12 protein-coding genes and 1 riboswitch are annotated in these 14,781 nt (G+C 47.2%); of the genes, 10 read left to right on the plus strand and 2 right to left on the minus strand.

Annotated features, from left to right (window positions below; translation table 11 throughout):
- Positions 1-62: 62 nt before the first annotated feature.
- The 6 genes from CUS_RS11225 to CUS_RS11250 all read left to right on the plus strand — a co-directional run bounded on the left by CUS_RS11225 (position 63) and on the right by CUS_RS11250 (position 8,011).
- Positions 63-929, plus strand: a complete 867-nt coding sequence (locus CUS_RS11225) for a sensor histidine kinase (RefSeq protein ID WP_002850791.1) — start codon at positions 63-65, stop codon at positions 927-929.
- Positions 930-1,180: 251 nt separating this feature from the next.
- Positions 1,181-3,673: an endo-1,4-beta-xylanase gene (locus CUS_RS11230; protein ID WP_002850795.1), complete on the plus strand. Its 2,493-nt coding sequence runs from the start codon at positions 1,181-1,183 to the stop codon at positions 3,671-3,673.
- Positions 3,674-4,039: 366 nt separating this feature from the next.
- Positions 4,040-4,600 (plus strand): RNA polymerase sigma factor, encoded by a 561-nt coding sequence (locus tag CUS_RS11235; RefSeq protein WP_002850749.1) that lies wholly within the window; start codon positions 4,040-4,042, stop codon positions 4,598-4,600.
- On the plus strand, positions 4,566-5,933 hold the full coding sequence (locus CUS_RS11240; protein WP_002850768.1) for a hypothetical protein: 1,368 nt from the start codon (positions 4,566-4,568) through the stop codon (positions 5,931-5,933). The genes CUS_RS11235 and CUS_RS11240 overlap by 35 nt, the downstream gene beginning before the upstream one ends.
- Before the next feature lie 166 nt (positions 5,934-6,099).
- Positions 6,100-6,660, plus strand: a complete 561-nt coding sequence (locus CUS_RS11245; protein WP_002850790.1) for an RNA polymerase sigma factor — start codon at positions 6,100-6,102, stop codon at positions 6,658-6,660.
- On the plus strand, positions 6,626-8,011 hold the full coding sequence (locus CUS_RS11250; RefSeq protein ID WP_002850765.1) for a hypothetical protein: 1,386 nt from the start codon (positions 6,626-6,628) through the stop codon (positions 8,009-8,011). The genes CUS_RS11245 and CUS_RS11250 overlap by 35 nt, the downstream gene beginning before the upstream one ends.
- Before the next feature lie 301 nt (positions 8,012-8,312).
- On the opposite strand, the gene CUS_RS11255 is transcribed toward CUS_RS11250, so the two are convergent.
- Together CUS_RS11255 and CUS_RS11260 are read right to left on the minus strand one after the other, a co-directional pair.
- Entirely contained in the window at positions 8,313-9,578 is a 1,266-nt protein-coding gene (locus CUS_RS11255) for a bifunctional folylpolyglutamate synthase/dihydrofolate synthase (protein ID WP_002850777.1), read from the minus strand.
- The gene (locus tag CUS_RS11260) at positions 9,575-10,138 is read right to left on the minus strand and encodes a folate family ECF transporter S component (RefSeq protein ID WP_002850787.1); all 564 of its coding nucleotides are present in this window, start codon (positions 10,136-10,138) and stop codon (positions 9,575-9,577) included. The genes CUS_RS11255 and CUS_RS11260 overlap by 4 nt, the downstream gene beginning before the upstream one ends.
- A 67-nt stretch (positions 10,139-10,205) precedes the next feature.
- Positions 10,206-10,317, minus strand: a riboswitch (THF riboswitch).
- A 329-nt stretch (positions 10,318-10,646) separates the two neighbouring features.
- Here CUS_RS11260 and panB point away from each other — a divergent pair.
- The 4 genes from panB to CUS_RS11280 form a co-directional block, all read left to right on the plus strand.
- Entirely contained in the window at positions 10,647-11,486 is an 840-nt protein-coding gene (panB, locus tag CUS_RS11265) for a 3-methyl-2-oxobutanoate hydroxymethyltransferase (RefSeq protein WP_002850785.1), read from the plus strand.
- 1 nt (position 11,487) lies between these two features.
- Complete coding sequence (gene panC, locus CUS_RS11270) at positions 11,488-12,336, plus strand: pantoate--beta-alanine ligase (RefSeq protein ID WP_002850782.1); 849 nt, start codon at positions 11,488-11,490, stop codon at positions 12,334-12,336.
- A gap of 9 nt (positions 12,337-12,345) precedes the next feature.
- The gene (panD, locus tag CUS_RS11275; protein ID WP_002850775.1) at positions 12,346-12,729 is read left to right on the plus strand and encodes an aspartate 1-decarboxylase; all 384 of its coding nucleotides are present in this window, start codon (positions 12,346-12,348) and stop codon (positions 12,727-12,729) included.
- 263 nt (positions 12,730-12,992) lie between these two features.
- Positions 12,993-14,781: pectinesterase family protein (locus CUS_RS11280; protein ID WP_002850789.1), on the plus strand; the 1,789-nt coding region annotated here is incomplete at its 3' end.

Genomic DNA, 14,781 nt, shown 5'->3' on the forward strand with positions numbered 1-14,781 from the left:
AAGGTGTTTTTGGGTGGTGTGCTAAAGGGATAGTCATATTAGATAAAAAAGGAGTACTGCGTATGGTATATGTTCTGTTTGCTGTGATAACAGCGGCGCTGGTCATCAAGATAATATCTCTGAAAACTGCCGCAAGGTCGATAAAAAGGCAGTTCGCTGAAAAGCTGGAAACTGATACGAATACCGTCATATCCATACATTCAGCCGACAGGGACATGCGTGAACTGGCGGGCAGTATAAACACTCAGCTAAAAAAACTGCGGGCAGAACATAACCGATATGTCAGCGGCGACGCGGAGCTTAAAGCCGCAATAACCAATATCTCCCACGACCTGCGTACACCTCTTACCGCTATATGCGGGTATCTGGAAGTTATGAAAAAGGAAGAAAAGTCGGAACAGATGGAAAAGTATCTGGATATAATCGGGGGCAGGGCGGAACTTATGAAACAGCTGACAGAGGAACTTTTCCGCTATTCTGTCATACTCTCTTCCGATGCTGATGCCGAAATTGAGGAGCTGTCGGTAAATCAGGTGCTTGAAGACTGCATAATGGGCTACTACGCGGCGCTCTCCGAAAAAGGCATAACACCTGAGATAGAACTCTGCGAGGAAAAGGTCATAAGGAAAGTCAACAAAAACGCCCTTGCAAGGACATTCAACAACCTTATGAACAATGCCCTGAAATACAGCGGGGGAGATCTTTTCATAAGCCTTTCCGCTGAGGGAGAGATAATATTTTCAAATACAGCCGCCGACCTGACGAAAGTTCAGGTGGAACGGCTGTTTGACCGTTTTTATACGGTGCAGGCGGCAAGAAATTCCACAGGTCTTGGTCTGTCCATAGCAAGGACTTTCATCGAGCAGATGAACGGCAGTATCTCCGCCGAACTTGCCGACAGCAGGCTTATCATAAGGATAAAGATATGAGGCGGCTGTACAAGACCAAAACTTGATATTTTTTCAGATGCAGAGCGGCGGCGGCTCTGCATTTTTTCTTTTTAAATGGCTTCCTAAAGCAAATAATCGCAAAAAATATGCAGTTTTTCCACCAAATCTGCAATTTTTGGGTTGAAATGTATATTCTGTTGTTGTAAAATATAGTTAGAAAAAATAACTATATGTTGTTTTTGTTAGTTAGTTTTCAACGGTAAAATGATATTTTAAGGAGATGTTTGAACATGAAAAAGCATAAGAAATTGCTGGCTATGCTGATGGCGCTCAGCTGTCTTGCAACAGCAGTACCGCAGCTTGCCGCACCTGTAAGCGCACAGGAGGTCGTTTATGACAGTTTTGAACTGAACTATGACGGCTGGCATGGTACCGATACTTCCATCGAACTTACCGCCGATGCAGGCGCAGGTTTTGATGCTACACGCGGCATGAAGGTAACAGGACGTACCTCAGCTGAGGACGGCGCGGCTTCTTCAAAGGGTCTGTACCTTTCAGGCGGCATAAAGTATGATTATTCGATGCAGGTGTTCAGTGAGAAGGATACCACTTTTACGCTGACCCTTAAGTACATAGATGAAAAGACCGAAGAGGAAACTGTTGTCACCCTTGCAGAACAGAAAGTAAAGGGCGGCAAGTGGGCAGAACTTTCGGCTGACTACAAGGCACCTGATGATACCTACGAGTATGAACTGACCCTTACCAATGACCTGACAGATGATTTCGTGTTCGATGATGTCAGGGTAACTGCCGAGAAGTCGGCGGCTGTGGCAAAAGCGGCTTCGTATGAAAAAGGTCTTAAGGACGAGTTCGCTGACTACTTCCGTGTGGGCAACATCTTCAACGGCAACACTATCAGAAATTCGGCTATTCAGGGCATAATCCTCAAAGACCACAACGCAGTGGAGTGCGAGAATGAAACAAAGCCTTATGCGACTATCGTGCAGAACGGTTCCAGCGACAGCAACGTAAAGGTAACTCTCAACAGCTGTGCGGCTATACTTGATTTCTGTGCAAAGAACAATATCGCTTTCAGAGGTCACACATTCGTATGGCACAGCCAGACCCCTGAGTGGTTCTTTAAGTCGAATTTCAGCGACAACGGCGGCTATGTATCATCATCTGTGATGGATAAGCGTATGGAAAGCTATATCAAGAACATGTTCAACGCTTACGCTACACAGTACCCGTCTGTAAACCTGTACGCATACGATGTCTGCAACGAGGTCATCTATGACGGCACTGCAAAGAGCGGCGGTCTGCGCCCTACCAACGGCACTAACGGTCAGAACGGTTCTTCCGCATGGGTAAGAGTTTACGGCAACAACTCTTTCGTTGAGAAGGCTTTCACTTATGCAAGAAGATATGCTCCCTCTACCTGCAAACTTTATTACAACGACTACAATGAGTTCGCTTCCGATAAGAAGGAGTGCATAAAGAACACTATCCTTATCCCTCTGCACAACAAGGGTCTGCTGGACGGCATGGGCATGCAGTCGCATATTGATTGCAGCACAGGTCAGTGGGACTGGGGCAGCACCTCTTCCTATCTGGCGGCTATGGATGACTATCTGAGTCTGGGCATCGATGTACAGGTGACCGAACTTGATATCTCCCGCGACGGCGGCAAGTTTACTGACCAGCAGCAGGCTGAGAAGTACAAGGCTATATTCCAGCACTGCGTTGATGTAAACACCAGCGGCAAGTACAAGGGCAAGGTAACTCTGGTACAGGTCTGGGGTCCCAACGACAACAACTCGTGGGTAGGTACCAATAACAATGGTCAGCCCAACTATCCTCTGCTGTACAACGGCAACAACCAGCCCAAGACCGCTTACAACTATGTAACTTCGATAATCCCAAAGGAAAAGTGGGGCGACGGCTCTAACTACAACGGCGAGACTCCTGTTAAGCCTATCGAACCCAACAAGTACGGCTGGTACTTCCAGTGCGGTTTTGAGGGCGATACAAGCGGCTTCTCTGCAAGAGGTCCGGCAAGCATAGCTTCCAGCAACGCGACTGCATTCGTAGGCAGCAATTCGCTGTATGTATCCGGCAGAGAGAGCGCATGGAACGGCGCTTCCTATCAGCTGGACAGCCGCGCATTCAAGGCAGGCACGGAGTACAGCTTCAGCGCTATCGTTTCCTACCTGAACGGCGATCCTACCGACAAGTTCCACCTGACTCTCCAGTATGACGGTTCTGACGGTGTTACTCACTATGACAAGATAGCTTCCGAAACTGTTACTAAGGGTGAGTGGGTACAGCTGGCAAACACCAACTACAAGATACCCGAAGGCGCTTCCAACTTACAGATATATGTTGAAACTGACAACGCTTCCACTTCATTCTATATAGATGAAGTCATCGGTGCAGTTGCAGGTACAGGCATACTGGGACCTGAGAAACAGCAGGACCCTCAGCCCCAGCCAAGCGGCAAGACTTATCCCGAATCTGTACAGGTAAGCTACAATTCGCAGTATCACCAGATAAGATTTACATGGGACGCAGTGGAAAATGCACAGAATTACGGCATAGCTGTATATCTGGCAGGCAAGTGGAGGATACAGACTCAGTCGATATCTTCTTCCACAACTACCTATACAACTCCCAAGAACCTTACACCCGGCAAATCCTACAAGGTTGCAGTAGCCGCAAAGGTAAACGGCACATGGGATGTTGCGAACGCTATCAAAAACGCAGTTACCGTAACTGTTATGTAATGCAGTTTTACCCATAATTTCCTTTCAAGAAAGAACGGACGCTGAGCCGTTCTTTCTTTTTTATGCAGATATCCTCAGTGCTGAAAGACGGTTGCTTTTTTAGGAAAGATCTGCTAAAATAGTAGCACCGCTGATAAATTGAGATGTCGGTCATGGATAAAAACAAAACGTTCATAAGACAGCAGAGGGACAAACTGTGCTGTCTGACTAAAAAGCACCGCAGTGTCAGGCGCTTTATCGTTTAAACTGTAGAAGAATAAAAAACTTGCAGGATATCGAAAAAAAGTGAAACTAAATTTTAGCCGCAGGGGTCTATTATTACGGAAGGGGCAAGAAAGCCCCCCACACGGAAGGAGGTGTGAGGCATTGAGCAAAAAAGATGTGACATTGCAGTTTCAGAAGATCTATGATGACACTTATGACTACATATACCGTTATATCATGTCCAAAGCGGACACGCGCGAGAATGCAGAGGATCTGATACAGAACGTCTACTTAACATTTTACAGAAAAATGCTGAGCGGCGCAACGGTGCTCAACCCAAAGCACTATCTTCTGAGGATAGCCAAAAATGATCTTTCTGATCATTACGGCTCAGATGCGGTAAGGCGCAGCAAGATAACTATCGAGAACATAGATGATCACTATGATATCCCCGACGACGATGCGCTGACTGCACTGGAAAAGACCGAGTGTACAGCTTATGAAGAAGTGATGGCAGTACTCAAAAGGTCGGACATCACAGCTTTCAACATCTTCATGCTGCATTTCGGTCAAGGGCTGACGCTGAGAGAAACGGCATCAGTGCTTGAGATGGAGGAGTCAACAGTAAAGACAAAGATGTACAGAATGCTGAAAAAGCTGAAAAAAACAGTAAAGGAGGACAGGAGCCATGCGTTATTCCGACGTAGCTCAAAAGTATTATAAAGATACTAAGAACAGGATATTAGAGAACGTTCTTGCGGCGGAAAACGGCGGCGAACGTTCGGACGGGAGAATCATCGGAGAAAGAGAAAGCAAGGAGAAAAATATCATGACAAACAGTACAGCGATCATCAGAAACAGCAAAGGAATAATAGCAGCGGCGTGCGCACTCGTTATGCTGGGCAGCAGCACATTCGTTATGCACAGACTGAGAGCATCGGACGACAGGGAAGTTTCGTCAAGACCCGACAAGGTGAGGTCAACGGTTGTAACTTCTTCCGATGAAGATACTTCGTCAGAGGTGAATGAAGAAGATAACGAAACTGCCCCCGATGCAGACGACAGCACATCGGAGAAGAGCGCGGAGAAGAAACAGGAGAAGAAAAATGACAGCGGCGAGACTACATCAGCCGCAGAAAAGGCAGACAACAGCAACGTTGTAGTGCTCAAAGATGACAGTGCTAAAAAGACAGACAACGGTACAAATTCGGATAACAGTACTCCCGTCAGCACTGTAAATGACAGCACAGCGTCGGCAGACAGTTCGTCAAAGGCAGACATCACCGATCCATCTGCTGACAGTCAGCAGGCAGACAGCACCGCTGATATTGACTACTCATTGGACGAGGACAGCTATGTTAATGAAGATCTTTATAGGCAGATCGACAGAGATTTCTTCTTGTGCGAGGGTACGGTGTTCTCAAAGGAAATCTACGGTGATTCAGTAGACGGTGAATACAAGCCGTTGAGCGAATATGCTCCCGAAGAGTTTGAAAAAGTGAGAAGTCTGTATATAAGATTTGACGTAAAGCTCGATGGTATATGCCTGAAGGGTGAAGATATGAAGCCCTTCTATGCTATGAATACGGGTATCGAAGATGAAATGTCATTAGCTGTTCCGGCAGACGAAGAGATCTACATCAACAATGGTATCTCTACAGATTATTACTTAACTTATATCAAAAATGGATCACCCGATATCTTCAATATAGGCGATAAAGTATTGATCGAACGTTACGGGCGTGCATATATCGATGGCAGGTTACGTGATGAACAGGTTCTGTTCAAATATGATTTCATTGATAAGATGTATCACTATTGTTCTTACTATTTATCTATTGGTGATTATGATGTAGACATACGTGGAGGCATTACCAACTATATACTCAATACATTCAAAGGCGGCACACCCGAAGCCGCTGAACAGTGGGTGAACTATCTGGGCGAAAGCTATACGATAAAATATATACCCAGCATGCGTTTCGCATCGGGCGAGGTCGTAAGTGTAAACTACTCACAGCCTGACGGCTGCTATGTTATCTACGTGGCAGAATAAACAAGCGTTCAAGTTAAGCCTGACTGCATACATCAATGGCTGATCGTTTAAACTGTAAAAAACTTGCAAGATCTCCCCAAAAAAAGTGAAACTAAATTTTAGCCGCAGGGGTCTATTATTACGGAAGGGGCAAGAAAGCCCCCCACACGGAAGGAGGTGTGAGGCATTGAGCAAAAAAGATGTGACATTGCAGTTTCAGAAGATCTATGATGACACTTATGACTACATATACCGTTATATCATGTCCAAAGCGGACACGCGCGAGAATGCAGAGGATCTGATACAGAACGTCTACTTAACATTTTACAGAAAAATGCTGAGCGGCGCAACGGTGCTCAACCCGAAGCACTATCTTCTGAGGATAGCCAAAAATGATCTGTCGGATCATTACGGCTCAGATGCGGTAAGGCGCAACAAGATAACCGTCGAGAACATAGATGATCACTATGATATCCCCGATGACGATGCGCTGACTGCACTGGAAAAGACCGAATGCACAGCTTATGAAGAAGTGATGGCAGTACTCAAAAGGTCGGACATCACAGCTTTCAACATCTTCATGCTGCATTTCGGTCAAGGGCTGACGCTGAGAGAAACGGCATCAGTGCTTGATATGGAGGAGTCAACAGTAAAGACAAAGATGTACAGAATGCTGAAAAAGCTGAAAAAAACAGTAAAGGAGGACAGGAGCCATGCGTTATTCCGACGTAGCTCAAAAGTATTATAAAGATACTAAGAACAGGATACTAGAGAACGTTCTTGCGGCGGAAAACGGCGGCGAACGTTCGGACGAGAGAATCATCAGAGAAAGAGAGAACAAGGAGAAAAATATCATGACAAACAGTACAGCGATCATCAGAAACAGCAAAGGAATAATAGCAGCGGCGTGCGCACTCGTTATGCTGGGCAGCAGCACATTCGTTATGCACAGACTGAGAGCATCGGACGACAGGGAAGTTTCGTCAAGACCCGACAAGGTGAGGTCAACGGTTGTAACTTCTTCCGATGAAGATACTTCGTCAGAGGTGAATGAAGAAGATAACGAAACTGCCCCCGATGCAGACGACAGCACATCGGAGAAGAGCGCGGAGAAGAAACAGGAGAAGAAAAATGACAGCGGCAAGACTACATCAGCCGCAGAAAAGGCAGACAACAGCAACGTTGTAGTGCTCAAAGATGACAGTGCTAAAAAGACAGACACCGGTACAAATTCGGATAACAGCACCCCCGTCAGCACTGTAAATGACAGCACAGCGGCGGCAGACAGTTCGTCAAAGGCTGACACCACCGATCCATCTGCTGACAGTCAGCAGGCAGACAGCACCGCTGATATCGACTACAGCCTTGATGAGGATAACTATATAAATGATGATGCAAGGCGGGAGGTAGATGAAGCTGCTTTCATCTGCGAAGGCACAGTGACTTCTAAGGAGATATACGGCAGGACACGCACCGATGAATTCAAGCCGCTGAGCGAGTACACCGAAGATGAAATTGAAAACGTGGGCAGACTATATTTCAGATGCACTGTAAGACTTGACGGCAGATGCTTCAAGGGCAGTGAACTGGTGCCATACCTTTCACAGCTCAGAGAATACGATGCGGCAAGCGGCGATATGGTAGTTATCATACCTATCGGCAGAAGGATATCTGAATACGATGATGAATTTGCAGGCACTTACGCTGAAACTATCGATGAGGCAGACAATACCGATCTCTACAATGTGGGCGAGAAGCTGCTGCTTGCATATTACATGGAGTTGGAAGATGGTGCATTGTGGAAACACGCAGAAAATACATACAGATATGATGAATATGAATCGATGTATCATAATGTGGCATACTATGTGCCCACTCTGAAAGAAGAATATGAGATTAAAGACTATGATGGCGTGATGAACTATGTTCTGAACACATTCAAGGGCGGCACACCCGAAGCCGCTGAACAGTGGGTGAACTATCTGGGCAAAAGCTATATGATAAAGTATATACCCAGCAAGCGTTTCGCATCGGGCGAGGTCGTAAGTGTAAACTACTCACAGCCTGACGGCTGCTATGTTATCTGCGTGGCAGAATAAACAAGCGTTCAAGTTAAGCCTGACTGCATACACCCAATGATATATCCCACACAAGTACGTTAACCATACCGCAGCAGGCATATATAGCAATCCGCCTCAAAATTCAGACAAAATCCAGTCACAAAACCCATAGATCCCAGCTTTTGCGACTGGATTTTGTGAATTTAAAAAGTTGGATTGCTATAGATAAAGCCCGTCCTCTCTGACATTCGGGAGGGCGGGCTTTTTTGTCTGCATAAGAAAAAAGCTGTGCGGCGCAAAACGCTGACACAGCTTGTGGTATATGCCCGTATAGCACGATCTAGCAATTCTCCAGCGCCGCTGTGAACTCGCGGTACATATACAGCGAGCCTAATGCTATCAGCGGGATATCCTTTTCTTTTGCGTAAGAATATGCTTTGCGCACACCATCTGCAAGTACTTCAAAACTCTCGGCTTCTATGCCTTTTCCGTTGAAGACTTCAGCCAGCTTTCCGCTGTCAAGGGCGCGGGGGTTATCGGGTCTTACGGTGAATGCCTTGTCGATGTAACAGCCCAGCATGTCGGCATACAGGCTGTATTCCTTGTCTGCCATAACGCCGATAAGTATCGCCGCTTTTTTATCGAAATAGCGGGATATAGTATCAGCCGCAAAGCGTATGCCGTCGGGATTATGTGCGCCGTCAAATATAACATACGGCTCACGGCGGAGTATTTCGAACCTGCCATGCCACTTTGCTTCTGCAAGACCCTTTTTCAGCGCATCATCGCTTATATCAAAGCCAATATCTCTCAGGATATCAACACATGTCAGCACATTTACGATATTGTCAAGCTGGTAAGAGCCGCACAGGGGAGTGTTCAGCGGCAGACCTTTCCACGTAAGGCTTATGCCGTCAAGAGAATACCGAACATCTGAAACGGGGGAGAGATCCTTCAAAGTCAGCGGTGCAGACATCTCAGCCGCCCTTGTTTTTATGACATTGAGTGCTTCCTCACTGTCACCGCCGAAATATGCGGGGCGACCCTGTTTGATTATGCCTGCCTTGTGTGAGGCTATCTCAGCGATCGTGCTTCCCAGAAAACCGCAGTGGTCTGACTGAACATTGGTTATCACTGAAAGCATGGGAGCGGTCATAACATTTGTGGCATCGGTATCACCGCCCATACCGCACTCGACTACTGCGATATCACACTTTTCCTCATCAAACAGAAGATATGCCGCCGCCGCCAGCACCTCAAATTCGGTGGGCTTGTCGTCCATGCTTTCACACAGGGGAGCGGCTTTTGTGATGATATCGGCAAATCTCTGCTCTGTTATCTCTTTACAGCCGATGCGGTAACTGTCGGTAACGGCAGTTATGGCAGGCGAAGAAAATCCGCCTGTTTTATAGCCCGCACTGCACAGTACAGATGTCAGCATCGCCCCGAAAGAGCCTTTACCGTTTGTGCCCGAAACGTGTATCACTTTCACTTTTTCCTGCGGGTCACCCAGCAGTCCCATCAGTGCTTCCACACGTTCAAGCCCCAGCTTACTGCCCCTTTCGGAAGCAAGTTTCAGGTAGTCGAGCGCTTCGGTGTATGTCATCTTCTCACCTTTTCAAGTTCGCGCATGAATGCCTTGCTGGACATAAGCGCCGATATTATGACAGTTTCAGCCGCCGAAGTGATAAGATATATCGGTACGCGCATGAAGAGGGTCTGCATCGGTGTGTGGTAGTACACATAAAGTCCGAAAGAAGTTATTATCATCGAACCAACGATGTGTGCACATACGGCAGATATGGCTATCTTCGGTATAACAGGCTTTATGCCTTTAAGTACATTGTGGAACATAAGACCCGATACAAGACCGATACAGGTCGAACCCACAGTGATGATGGGGTTGATGGAATAGCCCCTCAGCAGACAGCCCACCAAGTCAGCCACAAGACCTACCGCCCCGCCGATGACAGGTCCGAAGAACATGCCTGCCATCTGTATAGGCAGACCGCCGAATCCGATGCGTATGCTGTCACCGATGTTGATGGCGCAGAACTTGCCCAGCACTATGCTGAGTGCCACGAAGATAGATGCCGCCGCCAGTACCTTTGTTGAGCCGAATAATTTTATGTTCGGCTCGATTGCTGTTGAATTGTTTGTGTTCATAAAAAAATCCTCCTTTTCCTCACTCATACGACAGAAAAGAAGGCGTGATGTCTTTTATTTTGCCCTATGAAGCGGGATGCAAAATACGAACCGCAAGCCGATGCTAAAAGCACACGCTTTTCGTCTGACTGACAACTCCCCGTTCAGCCAACACTTAACGAACGTATTTTTACTCTTCAGCGATATTTCGCAACAGCATTATTATACAGCATACCGAAACGTTTGTCAATATTCATTTTCAAATATTTTTAAGTTTACATTAACCTAAAAAATGGTAAATATTTTAATTCGAGGCGATCCTGACGGCACATCATCTAATTTCTGACTGAAAGTATGTTCAAAGATATGTGTGACAGCCATGCAAAAGTGTGTAAATTCGGCATGCTGTCACTTGAAAAGTAAGATATCCTGTGATATAATATTATAATGTAAAATGCAGGACTGCCCTGTACATGTATCTTATCCGAACAAGTCGGAAAGGTAACATAATAAAAAGGAGTACATGCTTATGAAAAACACAGTTTTGACCTTGCTTAAGCAGAAGCAATCGGGCGACAGGATAACGATGCTTACCGCTTATGACTACACGACTGCACGCATCTTTGACGAGTGCGGTGTGAATTCCATACTGGTCGGGGATTCGCTCGGTATGACGATGCTTGGGTATGATGACACCCTCGCTGTCACTATGGAGGACATGATACATCACACCCGCGCCGTTGCGAGAGGTGCAAATAACGCTTTTGTGGTAGCCGATATGCCGTTTATGTCATATCAGGTCAGCACAGAAGATGCGGTGCGCAATGCAGGCAGGCTTATAAAGGAGGGCGGCGCAAATGCTGTAAAGCTGGAAGGCGGCGCTGAGGTCTGCGGGCAGATAAGTGCCATCGTAAATGCTTCGATACCCGTTGTGGCACATCTGGGACTTACACCGCAGTCAGTCAATGTATTCGGCGGGTTCAAGGTTCAGGGCAAAAGCCTTGACAACGCAAGAAAACTCATTGAAGATGCTGTAAAGATACAGCAGGCAGGCGCATGCGCGGTCACGCTGGAGGGCATACCCGCAAAGCTGGCTGAAATAATAACCAAAAAGCTGGTCATACCGACCATCGGCATCGGCGCGGGAAGCGGCTGTGACGGTCAGGTGCTTGTTTATCAGGATATGCTGGGGCTTACCGTCGGTCATACTCCGAAATTCGTCAAAAAATTTGCAGATGTGGGCGAAGTGATGCGTCAGGGCGTTTCTGACTATATCACAGCGGTAAAGGACGGCAGTTTCCCGTCAGAAGAACACACATATGCGATAGATGAAGATGTGATATCAGCCATAGCAAAGGAGTATGAGTAAAATGAAGATAGTAAAGACTATAGATGAAGTACGCAGACAGGTAAAGGAATGGAAGTCACAGGGGCTAAGCGTGGGTCTTGTGCCGACTATGGGGTATCTGCATGAGGGTCATGCAAGCCTTATAGATGCTTCTCACCGTGACAATGACAGGACGGTGGTATCTGATTTTGTGAACCCGATGCAGTTTGGTCCAACCGAAGACCTTGAAAGTTACCCGCGCGATATCGAACGTGATGCGGCACTGGTGGAAGAACACGGCGGCGATATCATATTCAATCCCGAACCGAGCGAGATGTATCACGAAGGATTTTCCTCCTTTGTTGATATGGATGTGCTGACAAAGGAACTCTGCGGGCTTAGCCGCCCTGTGCATTTCAGGGGCGTTTGCACTGTTGTGTCGAAGCTGTTCAACATAGTTCAGCCTGACAGGGCATATTTCGGCAAAAAAGATGCCCAGCAGCTTGCAGTCATCAGACATATGGTCGATGACCTGAATATGGATATCGAGATAATCGGCTGCCCGATAGTGCGCGAAGAAGACGGTCTTGCGAAAAGTTCGCGCAATACCTACCTGAATGCTGAGGAAAGAAAGGCAGCACTGGTGCTGTCACAGGCTATAAATATAGGTATCGGCATGGTCAGAAACGGTGAGAACGACTGCGCCGCCATAACCGATGCCATGAAGCGCCATATCAGCGCCGAACCACTTGCCAAGATAGACTATGTCAAGATAGTTGACCTTGCCACAATGCAGCAGATACCTGTCATCGACCGCCCTGCGCTTTGTGCCATAGCGGTATATATCGGCAGTACCCGCCTGATAGACAATTTCTTCACCGAAGATATTTAAGGAGGCAGCATGAGATTATCTATCCTTAAAAGCAAGATACACCGCGCTGTCATAACACAGGCTGAACTTAATTATGTGGGCAGTGTCACAATAGATGAAGACCTGATAGATGCAGCGGGTCTGTATGAGTATGAACATGTGCATATCGTCAATGTCAACAGCGGCAGCCGCATAGAAACATATGTTATAGCAGGTGAACGCGGCAGCGGTATGATATGCCTGAACGGTGCAGCTGCAAGGGCAGGTCAGGTAGGTGACCCTGTAATAATCATGTCATATGCTGATATGACCCCCGAAGAGTTGAAGTGCTTCTCACCGAAAGTCGTATTCGTTGACGAAAAGAACAAGGCTGTCCGCGTGGCAGACTATGAAAAACACGGTGAACTGAGATAAGTTTTCCCCCGATACGGTATATCCGCTGTCGGGGGATATTTTTGTATTGGGCATTCTAATAAAATGACGCAGTTGTACATACAAATATCATTCACAAAAATGACAGCATAATACACAAGTGACATTAACAAATGAAGTTTATTACGCCAAAATTCTAGTGATGACTGTTTTTTGAATTTACATTTCGGATATAATGTGGTATAATGCAAATCATAATATTATAATCTGTATGTACAAATCATACAGGGAAAAGGAGTGTAAATATGCAACACAGAACATTGAGTTTATCTCAGCGTATGGTGTCTGTTATCTCTGCCCTTGCATTGGTGCTGACTGTGCTGGTGGTCTTCCCTGTGGGGACTGCTTACGCGGCGACTACCGACCTTTATGTCGGCTATTCGGGCAAGAGCAATAGCTACTCCACCGTACAGGCAGCCGTTGACAAGGCGGCTTCCATCAACCCGACCAGTGAGTCACAGAGGGTCACGATACACATCGCACCGGGCACATACCGCCAGCAGGTGGTGGTGCAGACCCCCTACATCAAGTTCGTCAATGACGAGCCTTCAAAGGGCGATGTACTGCTGACATGGTACTACGGTATCGGCTACAAGTACTACAGTGCCAATTCAAAGGGCTACTATGACAGTTCGCTGGCAAAGTCGAAGAGCGGCAAGAATGTTGCCAACTACCGCTGGGGCGCAACTGTACAGCTTTGGCCTAAGGCAACATATTTTCAGGCTGAGAACATAGTTTTCGAGAACTCGTTCAACCGCTATATCACCAGCGAAGAGATAGCTGACGGCGTTGAATGCACCAACGAAACACTGACCGTTGCCCGCAAGAGCGGTGTTGACGTTCAGTCAAAGTCATACACTGAGAGAGCGGCGGCTTTCTCGGCTGATGCGGCTTACTGTGAGTTCCTCAACTGCAAATTCTACAGCAGTCAGGATACACTTTACACAGGCGGTTCGCCCCAGTACTACAAGCACTGCCTTATAGAGGGTCAGACCGACTACATCTTCGGCGGAAGCAACGCTGTGTTCGACCAGTGCGAACTCCGCTGGAAGGGCTACAGTTCAGGTTCGACAGGCGGCTATATCACTGCCGCAAGGGAACAGGGCGACTCCTATACAGGCTACCTCTTCTCCGACTGCAAAGTGACTGCTAACCCCGACCTCACCGTAACTGCGGGCTATCTTGGCAGACCTTGGGCGCAGACCGCAAAAGTAATGTTCATAAATACCACATTGCAGAACAGCAGTATGATAAATGCGGCAGGCTGGTATTCGATGAGCGGCGTTCAGCCCGAAACCGTTGACGGCTTCAAGGAGAACGGCACTAAGCTGGCTAACGGCACAGCTGTTGACCTCTCAAAGAGAAAGGGTCACATCATATCTGACAGCGATGCGGCTAACATAAAGCTGAAAAACTACATGAACAACTGGACACCCGCTTTCATAAACGGTTCGGCTTCATCTTCATCGGGTACTACTACCCCCGCTGTGCTCAGCACATCGCTTATCAGCAGTCTTTCGGTAAAGGACAGCACTTACGGTTCTTACTGGTCGCTGGCTGAGAATACAGCTGTGGGCGCAAAGGCTTTCGGTGACCGCGATTTCACCATCACTACACTGCCCGATATACTGGCAGGCGCAGACCATATCGTGACAGCATGCGACTCCAAAAAGACCGATGCTGACCTTGCAGTACTGACTGCCGCTAAGGATATCACCGTTTATGTGGCTATGGACCAGAGAAATGTGACACTTCCCGCATGGCTGGGCAGTTTCACAAAGACAGGCTATATTCTGGGCGTGACCGATGGCGAGGGCGAAAAGCCTTTCGATATTTATTCCATCGATATCAAGTCAGGTTCATCGCTTACACTTGGCACAAACGGCATGATTGGCTCAGTTATGGGCTATACAGCTTTTGCCGCACCCACACCCCGCGAAGACCTTAAGAGCACTCTTATCAGCAAGCTGACTGTCAAGGACGAAACTTACGGCGAATACTGGTCGCTCGACAGCTACACATACGTTGGCGCAA

Origin of the sequence: Hominimerdicola alba 8, from assembly GCF_000178155.2 — a bacterium.
Taxonomy (GTDB): Bacteria; Bacillota; Clostridia; order Oscillospirales; family Ruminococcaceae; genus Hominimerdicola; species Hominimerdicola alba_C.